The sequence below is a fragment of the Mesorhizobium sp. M7A.F.Ca.CA.004.12.1.1 genome (assembly GCF_003997835.1).
GTDB lineage: Bacteria > Pseudomonadota > Alphaproteobacteria > Rhizobiales > Rhizobiaceae > Mesorhizobium.
On record NZ_RZRK01000030.1, the window covers coordinates 1 to 16,521 of the forward strand.

Here is a 16,521-nt window from a genome sequence, read left to right on the forward strand (position 1 = left end):
CCGTCACAGGCGTCGATGCAGAGCGCGCAGGTGATGCATTCGAGCTGCTGGCCATCGCGAATGTCGATCCCCATCGGGCAGACCGCGACGCAGGCATTGCAGTCGACGCAGTCGCCGACGGACTGCCCTGCAGCTTGCACCTTCTTCGCATGGCGAGAACGCGGTTCGCCGCGCCAGTCATTGTAGGTGACGGTGAGCGAACTTTCGTCGAGCATGGCCGCCTGGATGCGCGGCCATGGGCACATATAGGTGCAGACCTGTTCTCGCATCAGCCCGCCGAACGTGTAGGTGGTCGCCGTCAGGACGGCGACGGTGATGTAGGCGACGGGCGCCGCGGTGCCGGTGAAGAGTTCGCCGACCAGCGTCGGCGCATCGGCAAAATAGAAGATCCAGGCGCCGCCAGTCGCCGCGCCTATGACGAGCCAGATGGTGTGCTTGAACACGCGCAGCATGAGCTTGCGCGCGGTCCAGGGACCTGCATCGAGCTTCATGCGGGCGTTACGGTCCCCCTCGATCGCACGTTCGACGACGAGGAACAGATCGACCCACACCGTCTGAGGGCATGCATAGCCGCACCAGGCACGGCCGACAGTCGAGGTGATCAGGAAAAGACCGACGCCCGCCATGACCAGGAGGCCGGCCACATAGAAGAATTCCTGGGGCCATATCTCGATGAAGAAGAAGTAGAAGCGCCGGTTCGCGAGATCGAGCAGGACTGCCTGGTCCGGGGCAAATGGACCGCGAGCCCAAGGCAGCCACGCAGCCAGGTAATAGATGCCAAGTGTGATCGTCATCACCAGCCATTTGAAGCGACGAAAGTTGCCCGAGGCGCGCTTCGGAAAGATCTTTTGACGCGCGGCATAAAGCGGCTTGCGGGTTTTGGCGGAATTGACAGTTTCTGTTTCGAGCCCTGTCAACTGCGTCTTGTCACGCATGTGCAACTCCACTTTCCCAGCCGATGTCAGGGGCACCTGTCGTAAAGCCTCGCCGTAGGATAGCCTTGCCGGGTTGTGCAGATCGCATTAGGGATGGTGTCGAGGCCCGGCTCACGCCAGGCCTCGTCCGCTTGGCAGGGGGGACCGAAGAATAGGGCTTCCATTCCTATTCTCCGCCGCCAAGCGAATGGACATAAACTGCAAGTTCCTTGACCTTGATCTCGCCGAGACGGCCAACCCAGGCCGGCATGACGCCCTGTTTTGGCGCACGGACCTGTGCGGCGATGGCTGTCTCACCGGATCCATAGAGCCAGATCGCATCGGTCAGGTCGGGGGCGCCGAATTCCCTGTTGCCTTTTGCATTGTCGCCGTGACAGGCCACGCAATTCTCGGCAAAGACCTTGGCGCCGGGTTGGATCAGACTTGCATCGCGGACCTTGCCGGAAAGGCTGGCCACGTAGGCGCTGACTTGTGCGATCTGGTCGGCGGTAATGATGTCGCCGAAGGCCGGCATTTCCGACAGCCGCGTTTCCGCATCAGTCGCAAAGCGGATGCCGTGCGTAATCGTCTGCTGGATCTGCTCGGCCTTGCCGCCCCATAGCCAGTCGTCGTCGTTGAGATTGGGAAAGCCCTTGGAACCCTGGGCGCCGGAGCCGTGACATTGTACGCAATTGACCTTGAAAGCGGCGCCACCGGCGGCGATTGCGAATTCGCGCAGGCCGTCGTCCGCGGCGATTTCCGAGACGCTCTTGGACTCCACCGCCGAGATATATTTGCCCTTGGCGGCCTCAGCCGCGGTCAGCTCGTTCCTGACCTCGTTGCGGCTGGAATAGCCGAGCACACCCGTTGTCGCCGAGTGCAACAGAGGCCATGCTGGATAGGCAATGGTGTAGCCTATCGCCCAGACAATGGTGACGTAAAAAGTGATGACCCACCATCTGGGAAGCGGGTTGTTCAGCTCCCGGATACCATCCCATTCGTGGCCGGTGGTCGAGACGCCAGAGATTTCATCGATATGCTCGTCGCTCATGATCACTCGTCCTCGAGCGGAATGCGGGCCGCTTCGTCGGCCAGCCTTCGGCTGCCGGGGCGTAGGGCAAAGGCGATGCACCCCACGAAGAACAGCGCCATCGCAACCAGGCCCCAGCTGTCGGCAAACGCCCGCATCAAATTGTAGGTCATCAGCGTTCTCCTCAGCGGTAGCCGGCGGCTTCGTCGTAATTTTTGAAGTCGACCAGTGTGCCAAGCATCTGCAGGTAGGCGAGCAGGGCATCCATTTCGGTGACCTGTTGCGGGTTGCCGTCGAAGTCGCCGATCTTGGCTTTTGGGTAACGCGCCTCAAGGCCTGATGTGTCGGCATTGGGATCGGCCTGCGCCCCCAGATCCGCATTGGCGTGGGCGATCATGTCATCCGTGTAAGGGACGGCTACAAGCCTGTTGGCGACCAGATGCGTCGAGAAATCCTTCACGTCGATCGGCGTGTCTTTCAGGAACCCATAGCTCGGCATGATCGATTCCGGCACCACCGAGCGCGGGTCGGTAAGATGCGCGACATGCCATGCATTCGAGTAGCGGTCGCCAACTCTGGCGAGATCCGGCCCGGTACGCTTCGATCCCCACTGGAAGGGGTGATCGTACATGGACTCGGCAGCCAGGCTGTAGTGGCCATAGCGCTCAACTTCGTCGCGGAACGGCCTGATCATCTGGCTATGACAGAGGTAGCAGCCCTCGCGCATATAGATGTTGCGCCCGACAAGTTCGAGCGGCGAATAGGGGCGCATGCCTTCCACCTTCTCGATCGTATTGTCGAGATAGAAGAGAGGCGCGATCTCGACGATGCCGCCGACCGTCACCACGAGCAGCGAGCCAACGAGAAGAAGCGTGGCGTTCTTCTCGATGATTGCGTGTTTGTCCATCAAGCCCATTACCTGGCTCCTGATCGCGCAGGTCGGATGGCGACGGGGCTCGGCATCGGCTCCTCCTCGCGCTGGTGGCCGAGGATGGTCCTGGTGATGTTCCAGGCCATGATCAGGGCGCCGGAGAGGTACATGGCGCCGCCGATGGCGCGCATGACATAGTAGGGGTGCATGGCGGCGACGGTTTCGGCGAAGGAGTAGACGAGGAAGCCCTGCTCGCCATATTCGCGCCACATCAGGCCCTGCATGATGCCGGACACCCACATCACCGCGGCGTAGACGACGATCCCGAGTGTCGCCAGCCAGAAGTGCCAGGTGACGAGCCTCAGCGAGTAGAGCCGTTGACGGTTCCAGAGCTTCGGGACCATGTAGTAGATCGCGCCGAACGAGATCATGCCGACCCAGCCGAGCGCACCCGAATGGACGTGCCCGATGGTCCAGTCGGTATAATGCGACAGCGAATTGACCGCCCGGATCGCCATGATGGGGCCTTCGAAGGTCGACATGCCATAGAAGGCGACGGCCATCACCATCATGCGTATGATCGGATCGGTGCGCAGCTTGTCCCAGGCGCCGGACAGCGTCATCAGGCCGTTGATCATGCCGCCCCAGGACGGCATCCACAGCATGATCGAGAACACCATGCCGAGCGTCTGCGCCCAATCGGGCAAGGCGGTGTAGTGCAGGTGATGCGGCCCGGCCCAGATGTAGAGAAAGATGATAGCCCAGAAATGGACGATCGACAGCCGGTACGAATAGACTGGCCGGTTCGCCTGCTTGGGCACGAAATAATACATCATGCCGAGGAAGCCGGCGGTGAGAAAGAAGCCGACCGCGTTGTGGCCGTACCACCATTGCGTCAAGGCGTCCTGGACCCCTGAAAAGGCGGAGTAGCTCTTGGAGCCCAGGAACGAGACTGGTATGGACAGGTTGTTGACCACATGCAGCATCGCGATGGTCACGATGAACGACAGGTAGAACCAGTTGGCCACGTAGATATGCGGTTCCTTGCGCTTCAGGATCGTGCCAAGGAACAGAATGAGGTAGGCGACCCAGACGATGGTCAGCCAGACATCCACATACCATTCGGGTTCGGCGTACTCGCGGCCCTCGGTGATGCCGAGCAGATAACCGGTCGCGGCCATGACGATGAAAAGCTGGTAGCCCCAGAAGACGAACCAGGCGAGATCACGGCCGAAGAGGCGCGCGCGGCAGGTGCGCTGCACGACATACAGAGACGTGCAAAGCAGCGCGTTGCCGCCGAAGGCGAAAACGACACCGGATGTGTGCAACGGCCGCAAACGACCGAAATTGAACCAGGGCTGGATGTTGAGATCGGGGTAGGCGAGCTGCAGCGCGATCACCACGCCGACCAGCATGCCGACGACACCCCAGAACACGGTGGCGATCGCGCCGTAGCGGATCGGACCATCCATGTAAGCGGATGGGTCAATCGGAGCTGCTGGCCTGAACTCCGTGTTGCGCAACAGGATCGCAGTGAAACCAGCCACTGCGAAGAACAACACCCACATGTGTCGGCGGAAAGGTTCATCCACGCCGAAGCCGGCGGCCACCAGGGCCGCAAAAGCGAACACGCTTAGAAGGACGATCTCTGTGCCGAATTTCATTGCAGATCCCGATCTCGAATCTGGTGGATGCCAAATCCGCAGCGCACTAATCGCGCAGCCGCCGCCCCCTCGCCCTGATCTATGTCAGGCCGCACGATTTTGTGCGGCGCAATCAGCAGGTGGCGAATGAACGAGGAACGCAGCGCGGGCTCACCCCCTCATGGAAGGCGTTCCCTGGGTTGGGCGGGCGCAGACGCGATCGCTGAGGCGAAAGCTGAGGCTCTGCGCGCGTTGGATGCTATTGCCGATGCCCTGCCAAACGTTGTTCGGATCCCATTGGAAACGAACGCGATCGTTCCGCCGAGCCGTGGCAGATTAAGGACCATGCTTCGCCGGTATGTGCCGAAACACACCTGGCGATTGGTCACGTTCCTATCAAAGGCCGAAAGCTGTTTGTCTCGACCGTGACGCCGCTTCGTCGAAGGCGCGGCGACATCGCATTAAAAGGCAAACACGGCCCGCCCCGGAGTCATGCGACATGGCCTCGCCGCTTAGGGCCGCTCGCGTCCGCCGCCACAGCGCTTCTCCAGACGGCTTATGCTGTCCACCGTCACATGGCGTGCGTTCTCAATCCGAATCACCCCGTCAGCCCGCAATCGCGTCAGTTGGCGGCTCACGGTCTCGCTGGTGATTCCAAGGAAATCAGACATTTCGGCACGCGTCAGCGGCAGATCGAAGGAGGCCGACCCGGAAGCCGCATCGAGACTGGAATCGATATTCCGGGCCATCATGAGGAGAAAAGTCGCCACCTTTTCCGGAGCTGTCTTGCGCCCCAGCGTCACCATCCACTCGCGCGCCTCATCGAGTTCATTCAGCGTCTGTTTGAGCAGGCGATGCTCGAATTCCCGTGACGCCTTCATCATCCGTTCGACGGCCGCTCGCGGAAACGAACACAGCGTGACTGCTGTTGCCGCTTCCGCATTGATCGAGCTTTCCTCCTTGAAAGGACGTCCCAGAAAATCCGGTGCAAACTGGAGACCGACGATCTGCTGGCGCCCATCCGACAGGCTCTTTGATAGCTTTACCACGCCTGAAAGCACGTTGGAGTAGCTGTCGACGTTCTGTGCCTCGCCGGTCAACTCCATTCCTGACTCGATCCGGCGACGCGAGCAAGTCTTGGCGAGCCCAACCAAATTGTCTGGATCGAGCGCACCGCAGACACCGCGACGCCGTGCCTCGCAAGGGAAGCAAAGAACAGGAATGCCGGAACTATGAATGTCTTGCCGAAAGGTCATGCGTTCGCCTTACCCGATCCTAACTGCCGGCAGGATACCCATCCAGGGTAGAGAAATCCTGCGGCGGTTTGTCCATGAGCGCGGCTGATCGAGATCAGGGTCTGCTTCAGCGATGCGTGCAGTGTTCCGGCGGGCAACACGGTGAACGCGAGATGCAATCGGAAATAGCTGTCAAACTCAGCGAGAACGTCCCACGCTACACCAGCTATCCGACGGCGCCGCATTTCCATTCGGGGATCGATGCTGCCATTTACCGTGGCTGGTTGGAGACGCTGGAAAGCGGCGACGAAATCTCGCTGTACCTGCACATTCCTTACTGCGACAAGCTCTGCTGGTTCTGCGCCTGCCACACCAAGCAGACGCACCAATATGAGCCGGTGGCCGCTTATCTGCGCTCGCTGAATGCCGAAATCGTCACGATTGCCGGTCTGGTGAGCGGCAAGGCACATGTCCGTGCAATCCACTTCGGTGGCGGTTCGCCAACTATTCTGAGGCCCGATGATATGGTTGCTCTTGGAGCGGCCTTGCGGGACAGCTTCGACCTTCTCCCGGATGCTACGGTCAGCATCGAAATCGAAACCAACGACATGGACAAGGCGCGCCTTGATGCACTTGCTCAAATCGGCGTAACGCGGGCGAGCCTCGGCGTGCAGGATTTCGATCCGCAAGTGCAAAAAGCAATTAATCGTGAGCAGAGTTTTTTGCAGACCAAGGCAGTCGTCGACGGGGTTCGTTCGCGGGGCGTCGAATCGGTCAATCTGGACCTGCTCTACGGGCTCCCGAATCAGACACGCGAGACGATCTGTTCCACGGTGGCGCAGGCACTGACCTTGGAGCCAGACCGGATGGCCCTGTTCGGCTACGCACATGTGCCCTGGTTCAAGAAGCATCAGACGATGATCGACGAGGCATGGCTGCCGAGTCCCACTGAGCGTTTCGCCCAATCTCAACTCGCGGCGCGGGCAATTGTCGCCAAGGGATATGAGGCAATAGGACTCGATCATTTCGCGAAGCCCGACGATGCGCTGGCCATAGCGGCCCGCGCAGGGGTTTTGCATCGCAATTTTCAGGGCTACACTGAGGATCGCTGCCCGACACTCATCGGACTTGGCCCTTCGTCCATCGGTCGTTTTCGCCAAGGCTACGTGCAGAACATGGCTTCGACTTCCGGGTACGGGCGCATGGTTGCGGATGGCGGGTTGGCTGCCGTGCGCGGCGTTGCCCTTTCCGACGACGATCGCGTCCGTGGCTGGATCATCGAGCGGCTGATGTGTGATTTTGCCTTCTCGGCAGTCGACCTGGTGGAGCGGTTCGGCAAAGCCGGCGAGCAGCTCCTTCATCGCTCGAGGTCCATCGCACTCCACGATCCTGCCCGAGCGCTTGAATTCGATGGTGACAGTTTCCTCGTACGGACTGAAAGTCGCCCCTTCATTCGAACCATCGCGGCCAAGTTCGATACATATTTCAAAGGGGGAACGGCGAGGCACTCGGTGGCGGTCTGAGCAAAGCACAGTGCGCTCGCCGTTTGGTCGATCGGCGAACCAGCTGCGTTCGTTTTGACCGCTCATAGCCGACTACCGCATCAAAATCGAAAATGCAAACTTAGGCTGTTGCGCGGTATCTCCTTCCACATCCACTCTTGCGCATACCTGCATTTCAAGGTGTTTGATCCTATGCTTCGCAGGTAGGTCGCGACAGCTAGGCAATGTTCCAGCTGCCCTAGCGGAGGAGTCACGATTTTCCGGCAAGCTCCGTCGGCAGACGTTCTTTTCTGGCCTTGGCAAAGGCTCGGTCGCCTTCCAGAAACGCCGCCAGCATGAAAGGGATGAGTTCTGCCACGGTTTCAGACTGACCATAGGTCTGACGGTAAAGTGCAGCATACTCCTTGAGTGTTTGGCTCAGCTCCGCGCTGACGGTAATGGTGATCTTCGAAGCTGTTCGGTCCGGAAGTTTTCCAAGTTTCAGGTCAGCCATGATAACTCCTGCTCAACTGGCGTATGGCCGCAGCACGATGTCCTTGTGCACGATGACGCGCAGTGGCCAACCTGGGCGGACGACGATGGTGGGCTGGATATTGAGGTTTTTTTCGGTGATGCGCTGGCCGGCTCGACTGGCGTTCTGCTGGGCTGATTCCCGGATCGCCTTGACCAGATCGCTCTCGTTTTCGCCGAGGCTGAATTCTGTGCCGACACCGAGCAATGTGGCAAGCGCCACTCCCTTGATCATCTGCCAAGTGTGGAAATCGACTTTGTCTTCCAGCCCTGCGTAGCCGGCGGTGTCGCTCGCGGGCAGATTGTCGATTTCGGCCGACGAGCCGTCGGGCAGCAGAATGCGCTGCCAGACCAGCAGCGCTCGCTTTTGCCCGAACGCGACGACGCTGTCGTAGACGCCGATAAGACGTGAGCCCTGCGGAATCAGCAATATGTTGCCCGTGACCGTGTCGTGCACATTTTCGGTGACTTGCGCGACCACAAGGCCCGGCAAATCGGAATTGATGCCGGTGATCAGGCTGGCGGCAATCACGCTGCCAGCCATCAGTTGATATGGCGAGATCGGCGTCTGAAGCGCATGCGGATTGTAGATCCCGCCAGTGCTCCGCTGGCTGAGAAAATCAAGCTTTCGCTGCTGATTGTTCTGGTCGCCTTCCGCCGCCGCCACCGAGGCTGACGCGCGTCCTGCTTCGGATTGGGGAAGCGCCTCAAATGGATGCTGAGCAGTTTGCACGCTCTCTCCGACATCTGTCTGTTGAGCTCGATTTTCGACGCGGAAAAGCACCCGCGATTCACGCGCTTCGATCGCCTGCTGCGCTAGACGCTGCTCCTCGGCCGAGATGTCTTGGCCCGGCACGATGCCGAGCTGGCGCTGCCGCTCGAGGATGGGGCGGCCGAGGTCGCCCGGCAAAGGTAGCCCAAGGACGGGAGGCTTCGGCTTCATGCCGGAATAGTCATGGGGAAGCGTATCGAGTCCCTCGGCGGTTGGTTTGCGCTGAGTGTTGTAGAGATCTTCCGCCTGATCCCTGATGCGAAGGGCCGGCCCCTGGAGGGCGATCATGGTAACGCCGAAGACAGCGCCGGATCCGAGCGCTGCGATCGCGATGATCACACCGCGCCTGAACCGCACCACGCGGCGGGGAGAGGCCCGAAGCTGCAGTTCCTCGGGATCCAGTTTCGGCGGGATGCCAGAGCGGGAATTTTCGATCATGAGCCCTCACCTCGCCGGCTGCCGCGAAAGAGCGAGATCCGCCGTTGCGGTTGCCTGCCGTCAATCCTGCTGATGCGGATCACCTGCTGCCGCTTGGTGCCGAGGCGAAGTTCGGCCGCGGCGAAGAGCCGATCGACGATGTAATAGTTGCCGCGCACGCGATAGTTGACGAGCTCGCTGCTCCCATCTGCGCCGACGATGAAGAGTGGTGGCGCCTCGCCCTGATCTATGCGACGAGGGAACTCAATATAGACCTTGCTGCCGTCGTCGAAGGCTCGCGTCGGTCTCCAGGGCGGTGTGTCGCCACTGATTGAGTAGCGAAAGCGAAGGTTTTCGAGCGCGATATTCGACGCGACCGGTGTAACTGCCTCGGCTTGAGCATTGCGCTGGCGAAGCGCGATGATCTGGTCTTGGCTGTAGGTCCAGGAGATTGCCGCCATTGCGGTCTTCTCGGTGCTTTGAAGCTGCAAATGATAGGTCCGCCGGTCCGTCGTAATGACGACATTGGTGGCAAGACCCGGCGCGAAGGGTTTTACCAGAACATGGGTGCGCTGATTGTCACCGGTGCCGCTTGCGGTATCGCCAATGACCCAGCGCACGGTGTCGCCAGCCGACACGGCGGTTAGTTTCTCGCCCGGCTGCAGAGCGATGTCGGTCACGCGCTCCGGCGCGGCATAGAGTTGATAAAGCGCGCCATCGGTGAAGGGGTAGACTTGCACTGCATTAACATACCCGTACTTGGTGGGTTGCTGGGTCGCGGCTTTGTTGGCATCAGCGACGCGTTCTTCAGGAGGGCGCTTGTCCTCGGCCTTGCCGGGCTCGGGCTGCATTTGGCCAGGCAGCGGCAGTGGTTTTGGCACCTCGACAATTCTAATCGGCCTCTCCGGCGCTTTTTCGATCGCGGCCGGTTTGAAGTCGGCAGCGTCATAGGAAATCTCAGGCGGCGGCACCTTCTTCGATGCACAAGCGGAAACGACCGCTGCCGACACCGATAGGATCAGCACGGCACGAATCGGTGACATTTTACCTTTCATTGGTGGACTCCGTCGGAGAAAGGGGGGCTGGGACGGCGCTGTCGAGCTCGCGTGACCAGTCAATGGCATTGATGAAGACGCCGAGCGGATTCTTGCGCAGCTGATCCGTATTGCTTGGCGAGCGGATCACGATCGTGAGGATCGCAGTCCAGCGCATCGTGCTGGCAAGGCTTCCGCGCTCAAACACCTGCTCGGTCCATTTGACCTGGAATGAACTTTCGGAGGCTCTGACCACGCTGGTGACCTGTACCGAAACACTGCGCGTTCCGATCTGACCGAAGGGGTCGTTCGCCTTGGCGTATTCGTTGAGGAAGAGCGCTGCGCGATCGCTAGCAAAGTCGTACGCTGCCAACCAGTTCTGCCGTACCAAAACCGGATCGGTGGAAACGGAACGGACATTCTGGATGAAGCGGCCGAGATGCCAGGCGATCTGAGCATCCGAGGGCTCATAATTCCGGATCGCCGGCGCGACGGCGTGCGTCTCGCCGAAGCCATCGACCTCGACGACATAAGGCACGACACGGCTTTGCATCGACTGCCATACGAGTCCGCCGGAAAGCCCGGTCGCCAAGGCCAGGCAGCCAAGGGCCATGATCCGCCAGTTCCTGGCCTGCAGTCGAGATGAGCCGATGCGCTCGTCCCACAGCTGGGCGGCTTTTTGATACGGCGTGACCGGTTCGGGTGTTTTGCCGTAACGGTGCACGGGTCGCTTGAAGAGCATCTAGTCATCCTTGTCGTTGAGAGAGGGGTTGGCGCTGCCTCCCGGCCGGTCTCCGTCTCGGACAGCTTGCACGGCAGCGTGGCGATTTGCCCGGGCGGTCTGTTCAGAACGTAGGCGCCTTGCCCACGTCGGCGCCGAAACAGTGGCCGAACCGGCAGAGCGTTCGGTCATTGACGCTGTCGGCGCGCCGCCGGTCGCGGTCCACGCGGCATCGCGCCCGGCATCGGCGTTGCGCCCAACACTTGCAGTGGCGGATCGCGCTATGCGTATAGCGGCGCCGCCAGCTGCACTGGTTACACCATGCATTCCAGCAGCCACACCGGAGAGGCCAGCGTCGGGCGAGGTTGCGCGCCCGATCTGCCATGACGTGGAAGCAGCCGATCCCATTGTTGTGCCGGCTCGGATGGCGGCGAGACCGCCGCTGGTTGCCATACGCGCGCCAGCAAATGCTGTGCCTCCAGCAACGAGTGATACACCCGCTGCCGCCGCGGTCGTGCCGAGGGCGGCGCCCGCCCCAAGCTGCGGTGCGCCTGAGACAAGACCCGACGCGATCCCCGGCCCAAAAATGCCAAGGCCAAGCAGTGCCAGTGCGCCCAGTACCTGGGACATGGCACCGGCAAGATCCGGCTCCTTGCCTTGCAATGCGGAAGCGAACTCCCCGAAGAGCGTGGAGCCGATACCGACAATGACGGCGAGCACCATCACCTTGATGCCTGACGAGATAACATGGCCGAGCACGCGTTCGGCCAGGAACGCTGAACGGTTCCAAAGTGCGAATGGAACCAAAACAAAACCTGCCAGCGTGGTGAGCTTGAACTCTAGGATGGTGATGAAAAGCTGGATGGAAAGGATGAAGAAGGCGATGATGACCAGGAACCAGGCCATCAGCAGCACGAAGATGGTCAGTGCGTTGCCGAAGATTTCCGGGAAGCCCAGGAGCTGACTGGCTTGGTCAAGCATTGGCCAAGCACCTTCGAAACCGGTCGCGGCAATGCGGCCCGGGCGCAAGAGATTGTCTGCCGACAGATTGCCGGCCGACGCCTTAATCCCGAGACCGGCAAAAGAACGATAAACGATATCGGCGAGGTTCTTGAAATTGTTCAGAATGAAGGCGAAGACGCCAACATAGAGCACCTTGCGGACAAGCCGGCCGAGAACGCTGGTTTCGTCGCCGAGCGCCCACGCCAGGCCGGCAAGTGTGATGTCAATGCCGATCAGAATGGTAGTGAGGAAGGCGAGGTCGCCCGATAGCAGACCGAACCCGCTGTCGATGTAGCGGATGAAGGTCTCCATGAAGCGATCGATGACGCCAAGGTCGTTCATGCCGCTGCCTTTCTCGTCGTGATGAACTCGTGATTAATTGCCGGGATAAGCCGAGCCGGTACCCAAGAATCGCTTCGTCATCTCGCGGGCGGCTTCGTCTGACTGGGCCTTGCGGGCGGCATCCTCGGCCTCAGCTCGAAACTGCGTTGCGAGCAGCGTCTGGATCTGCATCTGCTGTTTTGTCGAAAGCGCCATCAGCTGGTTGGTGGCCTGGCTTGCCTGAAGCGCACCGGCCGCCCCTTGGCTGCGGTTGACGAGATCGGCGAGCAGATCGCCGTCGGCGCGGACGTTCTCGACGATTTGCGACTGGACACCCATGGTCTGGCGGAACGCCTGCATGGCGGTTTGCCAACGCTCCCGCGCAGCACTCGCCACATCGCTGACTTTGATCGTGGCGTCGTAGCTTTCCGGATATTGGCTGCGCCACTGGTCTTGAAGCTTGCCCAGATCAAAGCTGAGGCCACTCGCCTGGTCCATCAAGCCGTCGATGCGATGGAGCGAACCGGTGAGTTGGCCAACGGAAGAGAAATCCAGACGCTGAAGATTGCGCGCCATGTTCTGCAGCATGGTCGCCTGATTCTGCAGCGACTGGATCTGGTTGTTGATCTGCTCCAATGCGCGCGCGGCCGTCAGCACGTTCTGCGCATAATTGGACGGATCGAACACGATAAGGGCGTAGGCGGGCTGCACATAGTCGGCCATAGGCTTGGCGATCAGGGAAACGGTGATCAGGCCGGAGAGAAGGCGTCGCCGCATCATGAGAATTGCTCCTTGTCTGGTTGAGGGAATTGCTTGAGAAGTTCGCCGGCCCAATCGAGGCCGCGCGCGATCAGGAACTGCGAGGCAAAGCTGCCTTGCCCGTCTTCGGACATGATCCTGTCGATCAGAGTCTGCGTGGCCGGATCGGAAGCACCGCAAAGCGCAAGAGCGATGGGGCCAAGCTCGAGCTCGAACAGACGGTTGCCGCGGCGCGATTGCAGATAATACTGACGCTTCGGCGTGGCGCGGGCGATCAATTCGATCTGCCGCTCGCTTAAACCGAAGCGCTCGTAGGCTGTGCGCGCCTGGGGTTCCACGGCACGATCATTGGGAAGGAAAATGCGCTGCGGGCAGCTTTCGATGATTGCCGGCGCTATGCCAGAGCCCGCGATATCAGCCAGCGACTGCGTAGCGAAGACAACCGACACGTTCTTCTTTCGCAGCACCTTCAGCCATTCGCGGATGCGGGCGGCGAACAGCGGATTGTCGAGATAGACCCACGCCTCGTCGAGCATGATCAGCGTGGGCCGTCCGTCGAACCGTTCCTCAAGTCGCTGGAACAGATAGGTAAGCACTGGCAGCAAAGCGCCTTGGCTGTGCATTAACTCCTCGGTCTCGAAACACTGCACATCCGACAAGGCCAGCCCATCATGATCGGCATCGAGCAGGCGGCCGAAGGGACCATCGAGCGTGTAGGGCATCAATGCGGTCTTCAGCGCATTGGATTGAAGCAGGACCGAAAGACCGGTCAGTGTGCGTTCCTGCGCCGGCGCGGTGGCAAGGCTGGCCAGCGCTGACCAAATAGCCTCCTTCACCTCCGGCGTGACGGTGACGTTCTCGTGGGCAACAAGGCTGGCGATCCATTCGGCCGCCCAGCTTCGGCTAGCCTGGTCGTTGATGCTGCGCAGTGGCTGAAAGGCAAGGGAACCGTCCGCTCCTAGCGCGTGGTGTTCTCCACCCATGGCAAGTGTTGCAGCACGGGCCGAATTGCCTTTGTCGAAGACATAAACCTGGGCGCCGGCGTAGCGCCTGAACTGCAGAGCAATCAGAGCAAGCAGAACCGACTTGCCGGCGCCGGTCGGACCAACAACCAGCATGTGGCCGACATCTTCGACGTGGGTGGAAAGCCGAAACGGTGTCGACCCACTGGTCTCGGCAACGAAAAGCGGTGGCGCTTCGGTTTGGGTGACTTTCGCGAGATGCTCGTTTGTCGCAGGACCGGCCCAAACCGACGACAGCGGCATGAGATGGGCAAGATTCAATGTATGAACGAGCGGTTGGCGAACGTTAGCGTAGACATGGCCAGGCAATGAGCCGAGCCAAGCCTCGACCGCATTGACGCCTTCTCGGATCGTGGTGAAGCCGAGCCCATTGATGATGCGCTCGACCGCGCGAAGCTTCTCTGCAGCGGCTTGGCGATCCTCGCCCCACACCGTCACGGTGGTGGTGAGATAGCCGAAACTCACATGATCACCGCCCAATGCCTGAAGGGCTTCGTCGGCATCGAGCGCCTTGTTGTCGGCATCGCTATCGACAAGCGGGACCGGCTCGTTGGTAATGACCTCGCGTAGGATTGCCACGATCGACTTGCGCTTGGCAAACCACTGCCGGCGCAATCGCGTCAGCGTCTTCGTGGCTTCCGTTTTCTCGAGCGGAATGAAGCGCGTCATCCAGCGATAGGCGAAATCCTGATGATTGAGGGTATCGAGGATTCCGGGCCGGGTGAGGTTCGGAAAGCCGAGGATGGTCAGTGTGCGAAGATGCTGCTCACCAAGCATCGGCTCCAGGCCACCGGTAAGCGGCGCATCGACCAGGATTGCATCCAGATATATCGGCGTTTCCGGGGCCATGATAGGATGGCGACGAGGCGAAATCGTGCCGTGGAGGTAGGTCAACGTCTGAGCATCATCGAGGACGCGTACTTCGGACATGAAACCCGAGAAGAGATCGAGCACGCGGTTGGTCTCGTCACGGAACCTCGCCAGATCCTGGCGCCAGTCTCTTTCTCCTCGGGAATAATGAGAGTCGACGAGCGTGCTTTCTGCGCGCGCCTGGGCGTCCGGCGGTGGCATAAACACCAAGGTCAGATGATAGCGGCTCTCGTAGTGCGCTACCTTCCCCTCGAAAGCAGCGCGGCGTTCTTCGTCGACCAGCCACGACGCGGCGTCAGGAAAATGCGAGTTCGGATAGCCCAGCGCTTCTGTGCGCTCGGCCTCAAAGAACAATGCCCAGCCAGAGCCAAGGCGTCTGAGAGCATTGTTCGCCCGGGCGCAAATGCCGACGAGTTCAGCCTCCGTCGCACTTTCGAGATCCGGGCCGCGGAACCGCAACGTCCGCTGAAAGCTGCCGTCCTTGTTGAGCACGATGCCGGACGCAACCAAGGCAGCCCAGGGTAGATGGTCGGCAAGCCGGTCGGCTTTGCTTCGATATTCCGAAAGGTTCAGCATGCAAGCCACCCCTTCAGACGTAGGTGGCGCACAAGCACGCTGGCGAAGTCCGGATCGCGTCTTGCGGCAAACACCGCTAACGAGTGGCCTGCGATCCAAAGCACCAGACCAGCAATCCATTGCTGCAAGCCGAAGCCAATGGCCGCGGCCACTGTACCGTTGAGGATCGCCACCGCGCGCGGAGCCCCGCCGAGCAGGATCGGCTCGGTCAGCGCCCGGTGGACCGGTACTGCGAAGCCCTCGATATGCTGCTCCCCGGCGGCCATCAGACGAGCGCCCCACCACCGAAGGAGAAGAAGGAGAGGAAGAAGCTCGATGCCGCGAAGGCGATCGACAGACCGAAGACGATCTGAATCAGGCGCCGAAAACCACCGGCGGTGTCGCCGAAGGCAAGCGTCAGGCCGGTGGTGATAATGATGATGACCGCAACGATCTTGGCGACCGGTCCCTGGACGGACTCCAGGATCTGCTGCAGCGGCTGCTCCCACGGCATGCCTGAGCCGGCGGCATAAACCGGGGCCGTGATAAGAAACGCGAGCGCTGTGGACGAAAGAAAGCGAAGCTTCTTGCGCATGAGGAAGGCCTTTCAAAGCTGCTGGAGTTGCGAAAGCGTGAGCGGGGCAACGGCGTAATCGCCGCTGCCGTCGAGACCGGTGACCTCGGCGATTGCGTCGATGTGGCGCGACGAGCCGCGTCCCGCTATGAAGACGATCAGATCTATCGCCTCAGCGATGAGCCGGCGGGGAACGGTGACCACGGCTTCCTGGGCGAGTTGCTCAATGCGATAGAGAGCCGAGCGCGCGGAATTGGCGTGTACGGTAGCGATGCCGCCTGGGTGCCCGGTGTTCCATGCCTTCAGCATGTCGAGCGCTTCCGCGCCCCTCACCTCGCCCACGATGATGCGGTCCGGCCTGAGCCTCAGCGTCGAGCGCACGAGATCGGCAAGGGTGACCGAGCCCCGCCTTGTTCTCAGGGCAACGCAGTCCCTGGCCGCGCACTGCAGTTCGCGTGTGTCCTCGATCAGGATCACCCGATCGTCGCATTCGGCGACTTCAGCCAGCAGAGCGTTGGCGAGTGTTGTCTTCCCCGAGGAAGTGCCGCCGGCGATCAGCATGTTGCGCCGCTCGCGGACGGCCTTTTTCAGCGCATCGGCCTGCAGCGGCAGCATGATGCGTTCGGCAACATAGTCGGCCAGGGTGTAGACTTTCGCGGCGGGCTTGCGGATGGCAAAACATGGCGCCAACACCACAGGTGGCAGCAGGCCTTCGAAGCGTTCGCCAGACGGCAATTCGGCACTGACGATCGGGTTGTCGGCGTGCGCC

17 protein-coding genes are annotated in these 16,521 nt (G+C 60.8%); 1 reads left to right on the plus strand and 16 read right to left on the minus strand.

Going from position 1 to position 16,521, the window contains the following annotated elements; all coding sequences use genetic code 11:
* The 6 genes from ccoG to EN984_RS03025 all read right to left on the minus strand — a co-directional run.
* Nucleotides 1–935, minus strand: a 935-nt coding sequence (gene ccoG / locus EN984_RS03000; RefSeq protein ID WP_127383624.1) for a cytochrome c oxidase accessory protein CcoG, incomplete at its 3' end; no start/stop codon positions are given.
* Between the two features lie 166 nt (nt 936–1,101).
* On the minus strand, nt 1,102–1,965 hold the full coding sequence (gene ccoP, locus EN984_RS03005) for a cytochrome-c oxidase, cbb3-type subunit III (RefSeq protein ID WP_024502865.1): 864 nt from the start codon (nt 1,963–1,965) through the stop codon (nt 1,102–1,104).
* Nucleotides 1,966–1,967: 2 nt separating this feature from the next.
* Entirely contained in the window at nt 1,968–2,117 is a 150-nt protein-coding gene (locus EN984_RS03010; protein ID WP_024502864.1) for a cbb3-type cytochrome c oxidase subunit 3, read from the minus strand.
* 11 nt (nt 2,118–2,128) lie between these two features.
* The gene (ccoO, locus tag EN984_RS03015; RefSeq protein ID WP_024502863.1) at nt 2,129–2,860 is read right to left on the minus strand and encodes a cytochrome-c oxidase, cbb3-type subunit II; all 732 of its coding nucleotides are present in this window, start codon (nt 2,858–2,860) and stop codon (nt 2,129–2,131) included.
* Nucleotides 2,860–4,479: a cytochrome-c oxidase, cbb3-type subunit I gene (gene ccoN, locus EN984_RS03020; RefSeq protein WP_024502862.1), complete on the minus strand. Its 1,620-nt coding sequence runs from the start codon at nt 4,477–4,479 to the stop codon at nt 2,860–2,862. Before ccoN ends, ccoO begins: the two co-directional genes overlap by 1 nt.
* Nucleotides 4,480–4,970: 491 nt before the next feature.
* Nucleotides 4,971–5,714: a Crp/Fnr family transcriptional regulator gene (locus tag EN984_RS03025; protein WP_024502861.1), complete on the minus strand. Its 744-nt coding sequence runs from the start codon at nt 5,712–5,714 to the stop codon at nt 4,971–4,973.
* A 152-nt stretch (nt 5,715–5,866) separates the two neighbouring features.
* Between EN984_RS03025 and hemN the strand changes: the two genes are divergently transcribed.
* The gene (gene hemN, locus EN984_RS03030; RefSeq protein ID WP_024502860.1) at nt 5,867–7,216 is read left to right on the plus strand and encodes an oxygen-independent coproporphyrinogen III oxidase; all 1,350 of its coding nucleotides are present in this window, start codon (nt 5,867–5,869) and stop codon (nt 7,214–7,216) included.
* A gap of 229 nt (nt 7,217–7,445) precedes the next feature.
* Here hemN and EN984_RS03035 read toward each other — a convergent pair whose 3' ends face one another.
* The 10 genes from EN984_RS03035 to trbB form a co-directional block, all read right to left on the minus strand.
* Nucleotides 7,446–7,688, minus strand: a complete 243-nt coding sequence (locus EN984_RS03035) for a DUF2274 domain-containing protein (protein WP_024502859.1) — start codon at nt 7,686–7,688, stop codon at nt 7,446–7,448.
* 12 nt (nt 7,689–7,700) lie between these two features.
* Entirely contained in the window at nt 7,701–8,915 is a 1,215-nt protein-coding gene (locus tag EN984_RS03040; protein WP_024502858.1) for a TrbI/VirB10 family protein, read from the minus strand.
* Entirely contained in the window at nt 8,912–9,937 is a 1,026-nt protein-coding gene (gene trbG / locus EN984_RS03045) for a P-type conjugative transfer protein TrbG (protein ID WP_127232321.1), read from the minus strand. The genes EN984_RS03040 and trbG overlap by 4 nt, the downstream gene beginning before the upstream one ends.
* Before the next feature lies 1 nt (nt 9,938).
* Nucleotides 9,939–10,670, minus strand: coding sequence for a conjugal transfer protein TrbF (trbF, locus tag EN984_RS03050; protein ID WP_024502856.1), 732 nt, complete (start codon nt 10,668–10,670; stop codon nt 9,939–9,941).
* Nucleotides 10,671–11,993, minus strand: a complete 1,323-nt coding sequence (gene trbL / locus EN984_RS03055; RefSeq protein ID WP_024502855.1) for a P-type conjugative transfer protein TrbL — start codon at nt 11,991–11,993, stop codon at nt 10,671–10,673.
* Nucleotides 11,994–12,026: 33 nt separating this feature from the next.
* Nucleotides 12,027–12,752: a P-type conjugative transfer protein TrbJ gene (gene trbJ / locus EN984_RS03060; RefSeq protein ID WP_024502854.1), complete on the minus strand. Its 726-nt coding sequence runs from the start codon at nt 12,750–12,752 to the stop codon at nt 12,027–12,029.
* Nucleotides 12,749–15,199: a conjugal transfer protein TrbE gene (trbE, locus tag EN984_RS03065; protein ID WP_024502853.1), complete on the minus strand. Its 2,451-nt coding sequence runs from the start codon at nt 15,197–15,199 to the stop codon at nt 12,749–12,751. Before trbE ends, trbJ begins: the two co-directional genes overlap by 4 nt.
* Nucleotides 15,193–15,465 carry a VirB3 family type IV secretion system protein gene (locus EN984_RS03070; RefSeq protein WP_024502852.1) on the minus strand — a complete coding sequence of 91 codons (273 nt, stop codon included), beginning with the start codon at nt 15,463–15,465 and terminating at the stop codon, nt 15,193–15,195. Before EN984_RS03070 ends, trbE begins: the two co-directional genes overlap by 7 nt.
* Nucleotides 15,465–15,773, minus strand: coding sequence for a TrbC/VirB2 family protein (locus EN984_RS03075; protein WP_024502851.1), 309 nt, complete (start codon nt 15,771–15,773; stop codon nt 15,465–15,467). The genes EN984_RS03070 and EN984_RS03075 overlap by 1 nt, the downstream gene beginning before the upstream one ends.
* Nucleotides 15,774–15,785: 12 nt before the next feature.
* The coding region (gene trbB, locus EN984_RS03080) for a P-type conjugative transfer ATPase TrbB (RefSeq protein WP_127383625.1) at nt 15,786–16,521 on the minus strand (736 nt) is incomplete at its 5' end.